This window comes from Rathayibacter sp. AY1C7, from assembly GCF_002931865.1.
In the GTDB taxonomy this organism is placed as follows: domain Bacteria; phylum Actinomycetota; class Actinomycetes; order Actinomycetales; family Microbacteriaceae; genus Rathayibacter.
This window is the reverse complement of the sequence record NZ_PSWB01000007.1, coordinates 92,622-108,958: the sequence shown is the minus strand read 5'-3', so window position 1 is coordinate 108,958 and position 16,337 is coordinate 92,622. Positions and strand designations below refer to the sequence as shown.

The following is a 16,337-nucleotide window of genomic DNA, read 5'->3' as shown; positions in this document are numbered from 1 at the left end:
CCCGATCGGGAGGGCCGGAGAGCCCCGCTCAGGCGGGATGGAAGTCTTTCTGAAGGAGCACCCCATGTCCGATCCGATGGAGCCCGGCACCGTCGAGCGCATCCGCACCGATGAGCAGCCGACCCCGAACCAGCAGAGCCGGCGCGAGTCCGCCCGCCGCGACGGGAAGCCGTCCGAGCCCGAGTCGACCGAGAGCCGGGTCGCGACCGCCGCCGGCGAGAGCGCCCAGCGCGTGTCCGGCGTCCACCACCTCGGCGGAGCCGTCGCCCGCGGCCTCGACCGCGCCTCCCGCCGCGTGCTGGGCACCAGCACCGTCCCCGGAGTCACGGTCTCGAAGGCCGACGGCGTCACCACCGTCGACATCGACCTCGTCGTCGAGTACCCCCACCCCGTCCGCGAGGTCCTGGACGCCGTGCGCGATCAGGTGCAGCGCGTGGCGGAGCCGGTCGCCGGCGGCCACGTCGTCGTCAACGTCGAGGCGACCGACGTCCACGGCCCGTTCGACCCGATCGAGAAGCCGGAGGAGGACAAGGAGCCGCTCGTCGACACCGCCAAGCGCGCCGCGTCCGACGCCCGCGACTCCGCCAAGGAGGCCGCCGGGAACGCTCGCGACGCCGTCTCCGGTGCCGTCGACTCCGCCCGCGGACGTCTGGCGGACGCCGCCGACGACGCCGCGGACGCGATGGACCGCGCGGCCGACGAGCGCGACGAGCGCGCAGCCGCCCAGAAGACGGCCGACGACGAGCGCGCCGCCGAGCGCGACGAGGACGACCCCCGCGTCGAGACGCACGCGGCCCCGGCCGTCGTCGAGACCGCGGAGTTCGTGGTCCGCGTCCAGGTCGAGCCGGTCGACGACGACGGCGACCCCCGCACCGCGACCGTCGAGGTCGCTCCGGCGGAGGAGTCCGAGCACGTCGAGCGCGACGAGGCCGCGGCCGATCGCGACGCCGCATCCGACGACACCGACGCCCACCGCTCCGAGGACGACCGCGCGTCGTCCGCCGCCGGTCGGGAGTAGTCCCGTGCGCACCCGCTCGTACGGCGCGCGACGCAAGCCGCGCGCGGCCTGGATCGCGCTCGGCACGGGCGTCGTGCTCTCGTTCGTGGTCGTCGTCGCCGTGCTGCTGCCCGTCCTCGGGCTGATCGGCGCGGCCGACGGCACCACGGCCGGGGCGCTCGACGTCCCGGTCGGCGCGATCGTCCTCTCGATCGTCCTCAGCTACGCGGTCGGCCTGGCCTGCCTCGCCGTCGCGTTCCTCTCCCGCAACGCGGCCCTCGCCTGGGTCGCCGCGGTGGCCGCCGTGATCGCGACGCTCATCGGCTCGATCTGGCCGCTCGTCGCGACCGGATTCGCCAGCGTCGACCAGGCGAAGGACGTCATCCCCTTCATCCAGGACCTGATCGCCCGGGTCCGGGGGTAGCGTCGGGGCGATGAGCTCCGACTACCTCCGCGCCTACGACGACCAGCTCCGCTCCGACGCCGAGACCCCGAGCGCCGTCTCCGTGACGCGCGAGGGGCCTCTGCGTCTGGTGACCTTCGCCGGCGGACGCGGCTTCGTCACCTACCGCGACCTCGCCGGCGCCTCCTCCGCGGAGATCGCCCGCCTGGTCGCCGCGGCCTGCGCGCACTTCGACGCCGATCCCGGCATCACCCGCGTCGAGTGGAAGACCCGCGGCCACGACGAGGCCCCCGGCCTGCACGACGCGCTCGTCGCGAACGGCTTCGCGCCGGACGAGGCCGAGTCGATCATGATCGGCCCGGTCGAGGCGCTGCTCTCGGACCGGCCGGTCCCGGAGGGGGTCGTGCTGCGGCGGGTCGTCGACGAGCCGGACGTCCGCGCGTTCAGCGCCATGATCGACGCCGCCTTCGAGGAGGAGGTCGACGTGTCGATCGCCGATTCGCTCGTCGCCCGCCTGGCACGCGGCGACGGCATGGAGCTGTGGGTCGCCGAGGTCGACGGGCGGATGGCGTCCGGCGGCCGGCTCGAGCCCGTCCCGGGCACCGCCTTCGCCGGCATCTGGGGCGGAGCGACGCTGCCGGAGTACCGCGGACGCGGGCTCTACGGCCTGGTCACGGCCGCCCGCGCCGCCTCCGCTCGAGCCCTCGGGAAGACCCTCGTGCACAGCGACTCGACCGAGTACTCGCGGCCCATCCTGGAGCGCGCGGGCCTGGTCCGGGTGTCGACGACGACTCCGTACCGTCGACGTCGTCCGTAGTCCGCTTCTCCGGGCGTGCGCGGGGATCTCGATACGCGCGCTGAGCGCGCTACTCGATCAGCATGTCGGGGACTTCTGCTGGTCGAGTAGCCCGAAGCGGCGTATCGAGACCTGCCCGTTCGTGCGTGGAGATCTCGATACGCGCGCTGCTCTGATCAGCTCGGGGACGTGATCTCGAGCGCGATGTTGTCGGGGTCGCGGAACTCGAGGAGGCTCATGCCGCCGGCGTCCTTGATCGGCTCGTGGGCGATGCCGAGGTCGTCGAGCACGGCCGCGGCCGCCTTCAGCGTGTCGAGGTCGGGGACGGTGAAGCTGACGTGGTCGAGCCCGACCCGGTCCTCGTCGAAGCGGTCGTCGCCGGGCGCGACGGGGCGCAGGCCGAGCAGTCCGCCCGGGAACTGGTAGATAACGCCGCCGAACACGAACGCCAGCTGCTCCTTCTCCTCCGGCGACGCGTCGGCCGGCGGCGCCTCGAAGGCGACGTCGAAGCCGAAGACGGAGTCGTAGAAGGGGCGCGAGACGGCGATGTCGCGGACGGTGAGTCGGACGTGGTTGTAGTCGACAGCGGGGATCGGCACAGGGGTTCCTCTCGGCGGGGCGGGCGGAGTGCCCGTCCCCAGTGGTTCGGAGGCGGCGGGCCGCCGGTTCGGGGCTGGCGCCGCCTCCGAGGATCGGGTAGCGCGTCAGTCCAGCTCGGTCGGGCGCGCCGGCTCGGCCAGCAGGGCGCGCGCCGCCATCCCGATCACCGCGCTGTAGGTGGGGTAGGCGAAGCGGACGTTCGCGAGGGTCGCGAGGTCGACTCCGGCCGCCATCGCCGTGGTCACCGACTGCACGACCTCGATCGCGTTCTCGCCGACCGCGTGCGCGCCGAGCAGCAGCTCGCGGCGCCGGTCGGCGATCAGCGTGAGGAACCCGTTCTCGCGGTCGTCGATGACGGCGCGGTCCAAATTGGAGAACGGCACCGAGGCGACGACGCACTGCGGGTCGCGCTCGCGGGCCTGCTCCTGCGTGAAGCCGACGCCCGCGTAGTCAGGGTCCGTGAATCCGCCCGCGGGCAGGAGGAACTGAGGCGTGCGCCGGTTCGCGCCGAGCACCGCGTTCTCGGCGGCGGCCTCCGCCTCGAACTGCGCCGCCTGCACGAGCATGTCGCGCCCGTTCGCGTCGCCGACCGCGAAGATGTGCGGCACCACCGTGCGGAAGTACTGATCGGCGGGGATCGCCGAGCGGACGACCTCGATGCCCGCGTTCTCGAGTCCGAGGTCCTCGACGTCGGCGGGCCAGCCGGTGGCCATGATCACCACGTCGACCTCGGCCGTGCGGTCCTCGCCGCCCTCGCGCCACGCGATCGCGAGCGAGCCGTCGTCCTGCCGCTCGATGCCCGACACCGTCTCGATCCCGGTGCGGACGCGGACGCCCTGGCGCTCGAAGGCGGACGCGACGTGCTCGGAGATGCTGGAGTCGGAGGTCATCAGGATCCGCGGGGCGACGTCGAGGAGCGTCACCTCCGAGCCGAAGGCGTTGAAGACGGTGACGAGCTGGGCGCCCGTGTTGCCGCCGCCGATCACGGCGACGCGGCGCGGCAGCTCGGTCAGCCCGAGCACGTCCTCCGGCACGGTCGCGAGCTCGGCGCCCGGGATCGGCAGCCGCCGCGAGTGCCCGCCGACGCAGACCATGATCGAGCGCGCGCGGATCCGCCGCCCGCTGTCGAGCACGAGGGTGCTCTCGTCGACGAAGCGGGCGCGGCCCTCGTGGATCAGGTCGACCCCCGCCTCCTCGAACCGCTGCGCCTCGCGCTTGATCGAGCGCACCAGGTCGACGCGCTCGTGCACGTGGCGCACGGTCGCGGCCCAGTCGAGGACGGGAGTGCCGATCTCGATCCCGTAGTCGCCGGCGGAGCGGGTCTCGCGCATCATCCGCGCCGTCTTCGCGAGGACGCGGGTGGGCACGCAGCCGGTGTTGACGCAGGTGCCGCCGACGCGCGCGGCCTCGAGCACGACGACGCGCGCTCCCAGCTCCGCGGCGCGGAGGGCGGCGGCTGTCCCCGCGGGTCCTGCGCCGATGACGGCGACGTCGTACTCGGCCTGCTCGGGAGTGCTGTCGGGCACGGGGACCTCCGGTTCTGGGTGTGCTCCGATCCTGCCGCTCCGCGCCCCGCTGCACCCGGCCTTGACAGCCCGCCCGCGGACCGGCGTCGCGGGCGTCCCGACGCTGAACATCGGCCGAGGACGGTTGCCCGGCGGGCGCCCGGCACGGTGGGATGACCGGGTGGGCTGCGGCGGGGGACTCGAGCGGAAGGCGCTCCGATGAGCGCCCGCACCTTCGGGGTGGAGGAGGAGTACCTCCTCGTCGACGCCGGCACGTTCCTCCCGACGCCCGCGGCGCCGCTGCTGCTCGGCTCCGTCCGCGGCTCCGCGGCGGTCGCCCTGGCCGCCGAGCTCAAGGCGGAGCAGATCGAGGCGGTCGGCGCTCCCGCCCGCACGCACGACGCGTTGCTGGCCGGACTGCGCGAGGCCGCCGCCTGGCCGACGACTCCGCCCGCGAGGTCGGCGCCCGCGCCGTCGCGGTCGCGACCAGCCCCGCCGCGTTCGAGCCGCACCTCTCGGCCGACGAGCGCTACGACCGGATGGCCGAGCGCTTCGGCCTCGTCGCCCGTGAGCAGTTCACCTGCGGCCTGCACGTCCATGTCGGGATCGGGTCGCCGGAGGAGGGGATCGCGGTCCTCGACCGGCTGCGCGGCTGGCTGCCCGCCCTCCTCGCCCTGAGCACCAACTCCCCGCTGAGCGCCGGCGCCGACACCGGGTTCGCCAGCTGGCGCTACCAGTCGTGTGGGCGCTGGCCCACCGCCGGCCCGGTCGGCATCTGGGGCGACCTCGAGCAGTACCGGAGCGTCGTCGCCTCCCTCACCTCCTGCGGCGTGCTGCTGGACGAGGGGATGCTCTACTTCGACGCCCGTCTCTCCCGTGCGCACCCGACCGTCGAGGTGCGCATCGCCGATGTCCCGCTGCACGCCGAGGACTCGGCGCTGATCGCCGTCCTGATCCGGGCGCTCGCCGAGACGGCCGTGCGCGACGCGGGCGCCGGGGTCCCGCCCGTGCCGCTGCCGACTCCGGTGATCGCCGTCTCCTCCTGGCTGGCGAGCCGCCACGGCACGACCGGCGACCTGATCGATCCGGTCGACGGCTGCCCGGCCCCCGCCTCCGCGGTACTGGCGCGCCTGCTCGACCACGCGGGTCGGGCGCTGGCGGAGTCGGGCGACGAGGAGGTCGCGGCGTGCGGCGTCGAGCGGGTCCTGGCGCGGGGCACGGGCGCCGAGCGGCAGCGCGCGGTGTGGGAGCGGACGGCGTCCGCGGCCGAGGTGATCGCGGACGCGGCGGAGGCGACGCGCGCCTAGCGGCTCGCAGGTCGCGGGCTCACCGCTTGCTGGTCGCGGGCCCGGCGGCTCAGGGCTCGCTGGTCGCAGGCTCCACCGACCCGGACTCCACCGTTCCGGGGTCCGCCGCCTCGGGCTGCGGCGACTCCGGCACCAGCTGATAGCCGCCCTCGATCGTCCCGTCCGGGCGGAGCAGGATCTGCGTGTACACCGGGGCGCCGCTGCGGAGCGTCGTGCCGCTGACCCGGAGGGGCTCCCCGGCGAAGAACGCCTCCGAGCCGGTGCAGCCGGCGAAGAAGGACGCGTCCGGGCGCTGCACGGCGAGGCACACCGTGGTGCCGTTCGGCTCGGTGATCAGCAGGCGGTCGTTCTCGGCGGTGTCGAACCCGGAGCCGTAGACGACGGCCTCCCCGGCGAGCAGGGCGAGGCCCGGCGGGACGTCGGTGGTCGGCTCCCAGCCCTCGACGAGCGCGGCGAAGCGGTCGGCGGGATCCGCGGAGGCGGTCGGCGGGGCGACGGGGTCCGCGGGCGGAGGGAGGAGGAGCGCGGTGGGGACGATCGCGCCGACCGCGGCTCCGCCGACGATCGCGGCAGCGAGCACGAGGCGGCGGCGGCGCGGGTGCGGCGTCCGCGGGGCCGGCCCGTCGGGGTGCTCGGCGGGCGACTCCGCAGTCTCGGAGCCGACGGTCGCCGACAGCGGAAGTGCGGCCGCCGGCAGGGGGGCACGCGAGTCGGTCGCCGTCCCGGGATGCGCCGCGCCCGGCTGCGCTCCGGACGGCGCGGCGCCGGTCTGAGCGCCGGATCCCGTCACTCCGGGAGGAGCGTCCTCCGCCTCCAGCTCGCCGAGCCGTCGCAGCGCCTCGCGCCGCTCGTCCCGGTCGGCGCCGTCGTCGCGGGGTCGGGCCGACAGGATCCGCTCGAGATCCCTGCGCTCGTCGTCCTCGGCCTGCACTCCGTCAGTATGGCGGCGCCGGACACGGGAACGGCCCGCGACCCCCGGGACTCCGCCTTCTCAGCGGTGTCCCGGTGGCCGCGGGCCGTTCCGGTGCGGGCGTCAGCCCGACGGGTTCTCGACCGGGTCGCCCTCGGGGTCGGTGGCCGTCTGGGGGTCGACGTGCTCGGGGTCGGTGGTCTGCGGGTCCTCGGGAGTGTTCTTCTCGATCATCGGATCCTCCTTGTCGCTGGATGCGGAACGTGCGGACAGGTTCCACGCTACGGCGGGAGCTCCGTGGAGCGCGCCCGGTTGACTCCGCCGCCCGGTGTCCGGAACCGAGGTCAGGAGCGGCGGATCCGCCCGAGCGGCCCGTCACGCTGCTTCCGACCTCGGCTCCGGACGCCGCTCGCCTCAGCCGGCCACTTCACCCGTGGCAGCCGCGGGCGTCCACCGCAAGGCCTGGCAGCGCTCTGTCGCGATTCGTACGCTGAACCCATCGAGCCGAGGAGCAGCAGCGCCACATGATCCGCACCACCGTCACCATCGAGGGCAAGACCTACGGGCTGTCCCAGGGGACCGACGTCGCCGAGCTGAAGCGGTCGGCGACCGAGGCGACGCAGGCCGGAGGAGGCCTCGTCGACTTCGTGATCGTGGGCAACCGCCAGGTCAGCGTCCTGATCTCGACGGGTGTTCCGGTGATCTTCGAGGAGCTCGAGGTGCCGGACGACGACCGCGACACCGGTGACGTCCACCAGCCGTGGGACGACATCGACTACCTCGACTGACCCCGTCCTCCCGGTCGCGCCGAGTCGCGGCCGGGTCCCAGACGCCTGAGGGGCGCCGCCGGCTGGACCCGGCGTCTCTCGGGCACCTCGTGCCGCGCTACTCCGCGGACTCGCTCTCGGCCAGCTCGCCCTCGACCAGCGTGCGGGCGGCCGAGGCGAGGGCCGAGCGGATGCGCTCCGCCGGCTCCTGCAGCATCGCCGCGATCGCGTCGACGTCGTGGCCGCCGGTGTGCCGGAGCAGCCAGGCCTGGCGCTCGAGCGTCGGCAGGGCGTGCAGGCGGCGGTGGAAGCCCGAGCGCAGCAGGTCGTCCTCGCGGATCGCCGCGGGGGCCTGCTCGGCGCGCTCCATCGCGGAGCCGCCGCGCTGCACGCTCGCGCGCCCGACCTCGGAGCGCATCAGGTCGAGGGCGCCCGTGTCGTCGAGTCCCTGCGGCCGTCCGCTGCGGACGGTGACCGCCGCGTGGCGGAGGGCGGCGCTCGCCGCGGAGTCCGACAGCGTGAGGCGGTAGGCGTAGGCGTAGAGGCCGAAGGCGCGGTTCTCGAGGGCGCGGCCGGCGAGCAGCTCGCCCTGCTGCTGCGACTGCGTCATGCCGACGGCGGCGACGGGTCTGTCGTAGGTGGTCACGGTGACTCCTCGGCTCCGCGCGCTCCCGGTCGGGAGATGCGTCGGAGGCGATGCTAGGGAGTCGAGAACGATCGTTCTACCCTTGACATTTCAGAATCTTTTTCGATGCGTGCGCATGGAAGCGCTTTCCCGACAATCGTCCTGGAAAGTGGAAGCGCTCTCACTCCCGCGCCGAGAGGATGCAGAACTCGTTGCCCTCCGGGTCGGCGAGCACGACCCAGGACTGCTCGCCCTGCCCGACGTCGGACCGCGTCGCCCCCAGGCCGACCAGCCGCGCGACCTCCGCCTCCTGGTCGTCCGGCACGAAATCCAGGTGCAGGCGGTTCTTCACGGTCTTGCGCTCGGGTACGTCGAGGAAGAGCAGGCTCGGCCCGCGGCCCGACGGGGCGAGCAGCTCGATGCCGTCCTCGTCCTCGTCGACGACGTCCCAGCCGAGCGCCTCCTGCCACCAGTGCCCGAGGGTCCGGAAGTCGGTGCAGTCGACGATGATCTCTTCGAGTCGGAGGGCCATGCACCGACGCTAATCGGCGCGAGGCGTGTCGGGGAAGTGCGTCCGGCGGGTCCGCGCGGCGCCGCGGCTCCGTCCGGCCGTGTCGTCCGCGGGGACGGGTGCCCGTGCCGCTTCGGCACGAGCGCTGGCGGCCGGAGCGGCGGCGCGGCATCCTCGACGCGGGTGCCCCTGCGCCCGGGGACGAGGAGCAGCATGAGCACCGCACGCGAGCAGTGGGAGGCGCGCTACGCCGACTCCGATCGGATCTGGTCGGGCCGGCCGAACGCGACGCTGGTCGGGCTGGTCGGCTCGCTGCCGCCGGGCCGCGCCCTCGACCTCGGCGCCGGTGAGGGGGCGGACGCGCTGTGGCTGGCGTCGCTCGGCTGGCGCGTCACCGGGCTCGACCTCTCCGAGACGGCGCTGGGCCGGGCGCGCGCGGCCGCGGCCGAGCGGGGCGCCGATGTGGACTTCGTGCAGGCAGACCTCGCCGAGGACTGGCCGGTCGTGGGGGAGTTCGACCTGGTGACGGCGAGCTTCCTGCACTCGATGGCCGAGTTCCCGCGGATCGACGTGCTGCAGCGGGCGGCCTCCGTCGTCGCTCCCGGCGGCCGCCTCGCCGTCGTCTCGCACGCCGCACCCCCGCCGTGGGCGAGCGGCGACGACCACCGCCACGGAGCGATGCACCTCCTCGGCCCCGAGGAGGAGCTCGCCGAGCTGGCCCTCGACCCCGCCGAGTGGACCGCGGAGCTCGTCGAGACGAGGGAGCGCGCCGTGACCGCTCCCGACGGCACGGCAGCCGTGCTCCTGGACGGCGTGATGCTCCTGCAGCGACGCGGCTGAGCAGGCGCCGCTCGAGGACCCGCGGCCGGGCTAGCGTGGTCCGCGATCCCGACCCCGCAGGAGGCGCCGATGCCGCTCGATCCGTACCTCGCCGCCCGGCTGCCCCTCCTGGCCGGCCTCGCGTATCCGCTCGACGCCGAGCAGACCGCCCGCATGGCCGCGTTCGAGGAGGATCCGGGGCCCTGGTCGCTGCCCGAGGGGATCGACGTCGTCACGGAGACGGCGTCCGGCCCGCACGGACCGGTCCCGCTGCGCGTGTACTCGCCCGCCGCGCCCGAGCGCGCTCTGCTCTGGGTGCACGGAGGAGGGTTCGCCGCCGGGAGCATCGACATGCGCGAGTCGCACGTCGTCGCGGCGGAGCTCGCCCACCGGGCGGGGGCCCGGGTCGTCTCCGTCGACTACCGGCTCGCCGGCCCCGACGTCCGCTACCCCGTCCCGCTGGACGACGTGCACGCCGCCTGGCGGCACCTCCGCAGCACGGAGTCCGGATCCACGCCCGTCGCGATCGGCGGCGCGAGCGCGGGAGCGGCCCTGGCCCTCGGCGCGGTCCTCCGCGAGCGCGACGCCGGTGCGCGGCTGCCGGAGCACGTGCTCCTGGCCTACCCCTTCGCCCACTTCCCCAACCCCGCCGTCGACGACGCAATCGCGGCCGAGCTGCGCGAGCTGCCGCCGGTCCTCCGCTTCCCTCCGTCGAGCATCGAGGGCATGGTGCGCACCTACCTCGGGCGGATCTCCGACCTCCCCGTCGAGGCGCTGCCCGGCTCCGCGCCGCTGGCGGGTCTGCCTCCGGTCACGGTCCTCGTGAACGAGTACGACGAGCTGCGGGGGTCAGCGGAGCTGCTCCTGCGCCAGCTCGCGGAGGCGGGCGTCGCCGTGACCGGGCACCTGGCCGCCGGCATGCCCCACGGGCACCTCAACCGGACGCCGGCGCTGCCCGAGGTCGACCGCTCGCTGCATCTCTTCGCGGCTCAGCTGCGCGCGATGGGCTGAGGCGCCCGGCCTCGTCCCGTCCGCTCCGCCCCGCTCAGCTCAGGCGCGGTCCGCACCGTCCCGCTCAGGCGCGGTCGTGCAGGGTGACGTGGTAGCCGTCCGGGTCGGCGAAGGTGAAGGTGCGCCCGAACGGGCCGTCGATCGGAGCCGCGACGACGGGGTTCCCGTCGGCGACGAGCGCGTCGTGGATCTCCTGCACGCCGGTCGCGTGCAGCCAGATCGCGGCGCCCACACCGGGGCGGGAGGCGGAGTCGAGGTCGGTGCCGGGCGCGAGGTCGCGCAGGGCGAAGGCGATCGGAGTCGTCGCGAAGACGACGGCGTGCGGCGGGCCGGCGGGCGAGCGGACCAGGCCGAGGTACTGCTCGTAGAACGCCTGGGACGCCGCGAGGTCGCGGACCTGGAGCGAGACGAAGTCGGGGCCGGTGACGGGCATGGGGTTCCTCCTCGGTTGTGTCAGATTTCTGACACACAGGAGCGTATGTCAGAATACTGACATGAGTCAAGACGGCATCGACCTCGAGACCTCGCTCGGCTACCTCCTCAAGGAGGCGTCGAGTGCCCTGCGCGCGGCGATGGAGGCGGTGCTGCGCCCGCTCGGGATGACGGTCACCCACTACTCCTGCCTCGAGCTCCTCGCTCAGCGGCCGGGCCTCTCGAACTCGGAGCTCGCGCGGGGCGCCTTCGTCACCCGGCAGTCGATGAACGTCCTGCTGCAGACTCTGGAGCGCGACGGCGTCGTCACCCGCCCCGACGCGGCTCCCGTCGGCAAGGCGCTCCCCGCCCGACTCACCGAGCGCGGACGCCGCAGCCTCGCCGAGGCGTCCGCCGCCGTCCGCGGGGTGGAGCTGCGGATGCTGGAGGGGCTCGCGGAGGAGGAGCGGCAGGCGGCGGCGCGCCTGCTCCGCGGGATGATCCGGTCGCTGCGCGCGGACGACCGCACCTGAGGCCGCGCTGTTCCGCCGTCTGTAGGAACGGGCGTCGCGCGCTCGCCGGTACGGTCGCGCTCATGGCAGCAGGAGGAGCGGTGCGCCCGCTCGACGTCGGGATCGTCGGCGGCTCGATCGGCGGACTGTTCGCCGCGGCCCTGCTCGTCCGCGACGGGCACCGCGTGACGGTCCTCGAGCGGTCGGCGACAGGCCTGTCGCGGCGGGGAGCCGGGCTGATGGCCCAGCAGGACCTGATCGACCTCCTGCACGCGATCGGCCGCGACGACGAGGCGCGGGTCGGCGTCGTCGCGCACGAGCGGATCACCCTCGACCGCTCCGGGCGCGTGATCGGCCGCGACCCCTCCCCGCAGACGCAGGTGTCGTGGGACCACCTCTACGACACGCTCCGCTCGCGGATCCCCGCCGACCGCTACCTCCTCGGCCACGCCGTCGCCGGGGTGCGCCCCTCGGTCGGGACGGACCCGGTCGTCGTCGAGCTGCGCGACGGGAGCGGCCTGGAGTTCGATGTCGTCATCGGAGCCGACGGCCTCGGATCCGTCGTGCGCGCGGCGGTCGCGCCCGAGGCGCCGGGGAACCGCTATGTCGGCTACTCGACCTGGCGCGGGCTGATCCCGGAGTCGGCGCTCCCCGCCGAGGCTGCGGCGACTCTGCTCGGACGCTTCGCCTTCTACACCGCGCCCGGCGAGCACATGCTCGGATACCTCGTCCCCGGACCCGCCGGCGAGGTGGAGCCCGGCCGACGGCGCTACAACTGGGTCTGGTACCGGCCCCTCTCCGAGGACGCCCTCCGCGGAGTGATGACGGCGTCGGGCCGTCCGCCGGAGAGCGTGTCCCTCGCGCCCGGCGATCTCGCTCCCGATCTCCGCCGCCGGCTCGAGGAGGACGCGGTCGACCGCCTGCCGCCGCCCTTCGCGGCTGCCGTCCTGGCCGAGTCGCAGCCCTTCCTGCAGGCGATCGTCGACTACGTCCCGCCGCGGACGGTCCGCGGCCGGGTCGCCCTCCTCGGTGACGCCGCCGTGACGGTGCGGCCGCACACGGCCATGGGCGCGGCCAAGGCGGCGGGCGACGCGCTGGCCCTCGCCGCCTCCCTCGCGCGGCACCCGGTCGACGAGGCACTCGAGCGCTACGAGGCCGAGCGGCTCCCCGTCGGCCGCGCCATCGCCGAGTACGGCAGGCGCCTGGGCCGCTCGATCCCGCTGCTGTCCGAGTGACCGCAGTACCGCGCTCCTGATCGATCCCGGACGTCCGCAGGGACCACCGCCTTCCCGGTGACGAGCCGCCACGGCGAAAGAGTGCGATCGAGAGCGAAGAAGAAGGTCTCCGCTGGAAGTCCTCAGGTGAGCCGAGGTCCGTGCCCGTCACGAGTTCATCCCCCGCCCCCGCCTGGCCGCTCCCCGCCGTCCGCCGCGCGTCCCTTGCTCCTCGACCGCGGAGACGGCACCCTCGGGTGACGGCCCACGGCGAAGGAGACGCATGGACGACGACGGACTCCTGGCTGCGCTGCTGCGGGGACGGCCGGCGACGCTGGCCGACGCGGCGGAGCTGACCCACATCGACGAGGCCGAGGTCGCTGCGGCGATCGAGCGGCTCCGCGGCCGGGGGCTCATGGGCGGCGAGGGCGAGCAGCTCGACTTCCCGGCGCCGATGGAGTGGGCGGCCGCGGCCATCGCCCGGCACACGGAGTCGGCGCGGCGGGCGGGCAGGGAGTCCCTGGACGGGATCGAGCGCGTCGTCGCGGGCCTGCCGATGCTGCTCGGCGCCTGGCGGGTCGGCGAGGACACGTCGGACCCCGTGCCGACCCTCCTCCGCCACGGGCCGCACGCGTCCGAGGACCTCTGGTTCGACCTCGTCCGCCGCGACTCCGGCTCGCTCGTGGCGGTGCTCCCGAACGTGGAGCGGTTCCTCGACCCGCCGACGGAGCGGGCGATCCGCTTCGGGCACGCGCTCGCGGCGAAGGACCGGGTGCGCGTCATCATGCCGGCCGCCGGCGCGCGCGACCCCCGGGTGCTCGCCCGGGTGGAGGCGTACCAGGCGGCGGGCGTCGAGTACCGGCTCCTCGAGAGCCCGCCGAGCTGGTTCTGGGTCGACGGCGACCACCTCGCCGTCCCGTTCGAGTGGGGCGAGACGAAGCCGACCAGCGTGCTCGGCGTGCGCCATGCGGCGCTGGCCGGTCTGGTCGAGTCGTACTTCGAGGTGCTGTGGCGGCAGGCCGCTCCGATCGGAGCGGTCGACCAGAGCTGGCTGCCGCTGCTCCGGCTGATGCGCCAGGGCGTCACGCTCGAGACCGCGTCGCACCGGCTCGGCATGAATCCGCGGACCGGCCGCCGCCGCGTGGCCGCCGCGATGGAGCACTACGGAGTGGCGACGCTCTTCGCGCTCGGCACGGCGTGGGCGGCGGACTCGCGCACCCGCGACGGCGACGCCGGTGCCGGAGAGCCGGTGCTCGATGATCCGGAGGCGCTCGAACCGGGAGCGCTGGACGACGGCGAGATCGACCTCGCCGAGACGGTGCCGCGCGATTGAGCTCCCGCGGGACCGAGCCGTGCGGCCGACCCCTCGACGCCTTCGGGTGGCAGTGAGGAGTCGGCCGATGCGCCCGCCCGGGCACCTCTCCAGTGTCCGGACGTGACCACCGCGGGGACAAGAGCCTGTAGCGGACACGTCCGGAAGAGGACACCGCACCCGGGAGCGGATCGCCGGCGCTCCCGCTCCGGGGCGGGCGCGTGCCAGGCTTGCCGCATGGATCTCGAGGTGCGGCCGGGGCTCGTCGTCCCCGCATCGGAGCTGCAGTGGCGGTTCTCGCGCTCCTCCGGGCCCGGCGGGCAGCACGTGAACACCTCCGACAGCCGCGTGCAGCTCACCTGGAGCGTCGAGGAGTCGACGGCCCTCTCGGACGAGCAGCGCTCGCGCCTGCTCGAGCGCCTCGGGCGGCGGCTCGTCTCCGGAGCGGTCACCGTCACGGTGGCGCAGGAGCGCTCGCAGCTGCGCAACCGCGAGACGGCCCTCGAGATGCTCCGCGGGATCATCACCGCGGCCCTCGCGCCTCCCTCCGCCCCGCGGCGCCCGACCCGGCCCACGCGCGGCTCCACCCGCCGCCGGCTCGCCGCGAAGCAGCAGCGCTCCGAGACGAAGCAGCAGCGCCGGCGGCCGCCCGGCGACTGAGCGGAGCCGGGGGGTCCGCCTGGCGGTTGCGCGGGGTCGCAGGGTCCGCCCGCACACTGCGCGGCGCCGCGGACCCCGATCGCGCCCGACCCGGCTCAGGGAGTGAAGAACGCCTCGATCGCCGCGGTCAGGGCGACCAGGTCGTCCACGTGGGCGAGCTCGCGCGCCGAGTGCATCGAGAGCAGCGGCACTCCCACGTCGACCGTGGAGATGCCGAGCCGGGTCGCGGTCAGCGGGCCGATCGTGGATCCGCACGGCACCGAGTTGTTCGAGACGAACTCCTGGTACTCGACGCCGGCGCGCTCGCAGACGCCCGCCCACAGCGCCGCGCCGCGCGCATCCGTCGCGTAGCGCTGCGTCGCGTTGATCTTGAGCAGCGGGCCCTTCCCGGCGACCGGCTGGTTCGACGGGTCGTGCTTCTCGGAGTAGTTGGGGTGCACGGAGTGGCCGGCGTCGGCCGAGAGGCACCAGGAGGCGGCGATCGCCCGGGCGCGCTCGTCGACACCGGCGCCGAGGGCCGTGCCGATGCGCGAGAGGACGTCCTCGAGGAACGGCCCGCTCGCTCCGGACCGGCTCGCCGAGCCGAGCTCCTCGTGGTCGAAGGCGGCGAGCACGCTGATGTGCGCGGGCGGCGCCGCGGGATCGGCGCTCGCCGCGAGGAGCGCGACGAGGCCGGCGTGCACGGAGCTGAGATCGTCCATCCGCCCGGCGGCGAGGAACATCTCGTCGAGGCCGAAGCGGCGCGGCTCCTGCGTGTCGGCGGTGAGCAGGTCGTAGCCGGCGATGTCGGAGGCGTCGTCGAGCCCGGCGTGCGCGGCGAGCAGCTGGAGCAGGTCGACCTCGGAGGCGTCGCCGACGCCGAACACGGGGACGGTGTGCTTCTGGCGGTCGAGAGTGAGGCCCTCGTTCGCCGTGCGGTCGAGGTGGATCGCGAGCTGCGGGATGCGCAGCAGCGGACCGGTCCGGAGCAGGCGCGTCGAGCCGTCGCGGGTGACCACGCGCCCGGCCAGCTCGAGCTCGCGGTCGAGCCAGGAGTTGAGCAGCGGGCCGCCGTAGATCTCGACGCCGGCCTGCAGCCAGCCCTTCGAGCCGATCGTCGGCCGGGGCTTGAGCATGAAGCCGGGGGAGTCGGTGTGGGCGCCCAGGATGCGGAAGGGCGGGGTCGCCCCGGAGCCCTCGGGCAGGTGCCAGGCGATGATCGCGCCGTCGCGGACGACGTAGTACCGGCCGGGCCCCGCGGGCCACGCCTGCGTCTCGTCCAGCCCCGTGAATCCGGCTCCCTCGAGGCGCCGTGCCGCCTCGGCGGCCGCGTGGTACGAGGAGGGGGAGGCGGTCAGGAACTCGGCGAAGTCGGCGATGTGGTCGTCACGCGTGGTCATCCCTCCAGTGAAGCACGCGGCGCGGCGGGGACGGGGAGGGTGCCGGGGGAGCCCCTGCGGCGGCCGTCACGGCCGGGCAGGGGCACCCCGGGGCGGAGGGTCAGCGCCGTGTCAGGTCGACGTCGGCCTCCGCGGCGATCGCCTTGATCAGCGCCGAGGCGTTCTCCCCGCCGAAGCCGGCGGCCATCGCCTCGTCGATGTAGTGGCGGGCCGTCGCGACGCCGGGGACGGGCGCGCCGACGCTGTCCGCGTAGGCCTGGATCAGCCCCGCGTCCTTCTGCATCAGCGCGAGGGCGAAGGACGGCGAGTAGTCGCCGGCGACAGCCTGCTCGACCCGCTGCGGGCGTCGCACTTCCCCGTTCGAGTCCGCGACGGCCGAGGACGCGGTCATCACGGACGCGGAGTTCAAGTCAGTTGCCGCGGATCTGATGAACATCCGCAGCACGATCGGGTACGTCTCGAGCAACCTCAACTAGCTCGCCCGGTTTGCGAACACGGAGAGCCGATTCCCCGACGAGGCGGAAGCGGCGATCGCTGACTACCGCACGGTCGTCTGGGAGTATCGGTGGCGATGAAGAGGCTGGCCGGCGCGTGATCC

At 74.6% G+C, this 16,337-nt stretch carries 19 protein-coding genes; 11 read left to right on the top strand and 8 right to left on the bottom strand.

Annotated features, from left to right (window positions below):
- Positions 1–64 precede the first annotated feature (64 nt).
- The 3 genes from C5C69_RS05770 to C5C69_RS05760 are packed head-to-tail and all read left to right on the top strand — an operon-like array spanning position 65 to position 2,217.
- A complete protein-coding gene (locus tag C5C69_RS05770; RefSeq protein ID WP_181127025.1) occupies positions 65–1,018 on the top strand; it encodes an Asp23/Gls24 family envelope stress response protein in 954 nt (317 codons plus the stop codon).
- 4 nt (positions 1,019–1,022) lie between these two features.
- Complete coding sequence (locus C5C69_RS05765; protein WP_104223994.1) at positions 1,023–1,421, top strand: hypothetical protein; 399 nt, start codon at positions 1,023–1,025, stop codon at positions 1,419–1,421.
- A gap of 10 nt (positions 1,422–1,431) precedes the next feature.
- Positions 1,432–2,217 (top strand): GNAT family N-acetyltransferase, encoded by a 786-nt coding sequence (locus C5C69_RS05760; RefSeq protein ID WP_104257483.1) that lies wholly within the window; start codon positions 1,432–1,434, stop codon positions 2,215–2,217.
- A 155-nt stretch (positions 2,218–2,372) separates the two neighbouring features.
- Here the strand turns inward: C5C69_RS05760 and C5C69_RS05755 are convergent, their stop codons facing one another.
- Together C5C69_RS05755 and C5C69_RS05750 are read right to left on the bottom strand one after the other, a co-directional pair.
- On the bottom strand, positions 2,373–2,795 hold the full coding sequence (locus C5C69_RS05755) for a VOC family protein (protein WP_104257482.1): 423 nt from the start codon (positions 2,793–2,795) through the stop codon (positions 2,373–2,375).
- A 105-nt stretch (positions 2,796–2,900) separates the two neighbouring features.
- Positions 2,901–4,322, bottom strand: a complete 1,422-nt coding sequence (locus C5C69_RS05750; RefSeq protein ID WP_258065162.1) for an NAD(P)/FAD-dependent oxidoreductase — start codon at positions 4,320–4,322, stop codon at positions 2,901–2,903.
- Positions 4,323–4,474: 152 nt separating this feature from the next.
- Here C5C69_RS05750 and C5C69_RS05745 point away from each other — a divergent pair, with 152 nt between their 5' ends.
- Complete coding sequence (locus tag C5C69_RS05745) at positions 4,475–5,608, top strand: glutamate--cysteine ligase (RefSeq protein WP_104257480.1); 1,134 nt, start codon at positions 4,475–4,477, stop codon at positions 5,606–5,608.
- Between the two features lie 49 nt (positions 5,609–5,657).
- On the opposite strand, the gene C5C69_RS05740 is transcribed toward C5C69_RS05745, so the two are convergent.
- Positions 5,658–6,539, bottom strand: coding sequence for a hypothetical protein (locus tag C5C69_RS05740; protein WP_104257479.1), 882 nt, complete (start codon positions 6,537–6,539; stop codon positions 5,658–5,660).
- Between the two features lie 503 nt (positions 6,540–7,042).
- On the opposite strand from C5C69_RS05740, the gene C5C69_RS05735 reads away from it, so the two are divergent.
- A complete protein-coding gene (locus C5C69_RS05735; protein WP_104224053.1) occupies positions 7,043–7,306 on the top strand; it encodes a hypothetical protein in 264 nt (87 codons plus the stop codon).
- A gap of 97 nt (positions 7,307–7,403) precedes the next feature.
- On the opposite strand, the gene C5C69_RS05730 is transcribed toward C5C69_RS05735, so the two are convergent.
- Both C5C69_RS05730 and C5C69_RS05725 read right to left on the bottom strand, forming a co-directional pair.
- On the bottom strand, positions 7,404–7,931 hold the full coding sequence (locus C5C69_RS05730) for a hypothetical protein (RefSeq protein WP_104232920.1): 528 nt from the start codon (positions 7,929–7,931) through the stop codon (positions 7,404–7,406).
- Positions 7,932–8,091: 160 nt separating this feature from the next.
- Positions 8,092–8,442, bottom strand: coding sequence for a VOC family protein (locus C5C69_RS05725; RefSeq protein WP_104224051.1), 351 nt, complete (start codon positions 8,440–8,442; stop codon positions 8,092–8,094).
- A gap of 192 nt (positions 8,443–8,634) precedes the next feature.
- Here C5C69_RS05725 and C5C69_RS05720 point away from each other — a divergent pair, with 192 nt between their 5' ends.
- On the top strand, positions 8,635–9,261 hold the full coding sequence (locus C5C69_RS05720; protein ID WP_104257478.1) for a class I SAM-dependent methyltransferase: 627 nt from the start codon (positions 8,635–8,637) through the stop codon (positions 9,259–9,261).
- 69 nt (positions 9,262–9,330) lie between these two features.
- Positions 9,331–10,251: an alpha/beta hydrolase fold domain-containing protein gene (locus C5C69_RS05715; protein ID WP_104257477.1), complete on the top strand. Its 921-nt coding sequence runs from the start codon at positions 9,331–9,333 to the stop codon at positions 10,249–10,251.
- A gap of 64 nt (positions 10,252–10,315) precedes the next feature.
- Here C5C69_RS05715 and C5C69_RS05710 read toward each other — a convergent pair whose 3' ends face one another.
- Positions 10,316–10,684, bottom strand: a complete 369-nt coding sequence (locus C5C69_RS05710) for a VOC family protein (protein ID WP_104257476.1) — start codon at positions 10,682–10,684, stop codon at positions 10,316–10,318.
- Positions 10,685–10,745: 61 nt separating this feature from the next.
- On the opposite strand from C5C69_RS05710, the gene C5C69_RS05705 reads away from it, so the two are divergent.
- From C5C69_RS05705 to arfB, 4 genes are all read left to right on the top strand, one after another.
- On the top strand, positions 10,746–11,195 hold the full coding sequence (locus C5C69_RS05705) for a MarR family winged helix-turn-helix transcriptional regulator (protein ID WP_104257475.1): 450 nt from the start codon (positions 10,746–10,748) through the stop codon (positions 11,193–11,195).
- A gap of 62 nt (positions 11,196–11,257) precedes the next feature.
- On the top strand, positions 11,258–12,409 hold the full coding sequence (locus C5C69_RS05700; RefSeq protein WP_219812344.1) for an FAD-dependent monooxygenase: 1,152 nt from the start codon (positions 11,258–11,260) through the stop codon (positions 12,407–12,409).
- Between the two features lie 262 nt (positions 12,410–12,671).
- Positions 12,672–13,721 carry a hypothetical protein gene (locus tag C5C69_RS05695; protein WP_104225861.1) on the top strand — a complete coding sequence of 350 codons (1,050 nt, stop codon included), beginning with the start codon at positions 12,672–12,674 and terminating at the stop codon, positions 13,719–13,721.
- 216 nt (positions 13,722–13,937) lie between these two features.
- Positions 13,938–14,360, top strand: a complete 423-nt coding sequence (arfB, locus tag C5C69_RS05690; RefSeq protein ID WP_104257473.1) for an alternative ribosome rescue aminoacyl-tRNA hydrolase ArfB — start codon at positions 13,938–13,940, stop codon at positions 14,358–14,360.
- Between the two features lie 95 nt (positions 14,361–14,455).
- On the opposite strand, the gene C5C69_RS05685 is transcribed toward arfB, so the two are convergent.
- Positions 14,456–15,739 carry a M18 family aminopeptidase gene (locus C5C69_RS05685; RefSeq protein ID WP_104257472.1) on the bottom strand — a complete coding sequence of 428 codons (1,284 nt, stop codon included), beginning with the start codon at positions 15,737–15,739 and terminating at the stop codon, positions 14,456–14,458.
- Between the two features lie 100 nt (positions 15,740–15,839).
- A complete protein-coding gene (locus C5C69_RS05680; protein ID WP_181027148.1) occupies positions 15,840–16,091 on the bottom strand; it encodes an NAD-binding protein in 252 nt (83 codons plus the stop codon).
- Positions 16,092–16,337: the final 246 nt, after the last annotated feature.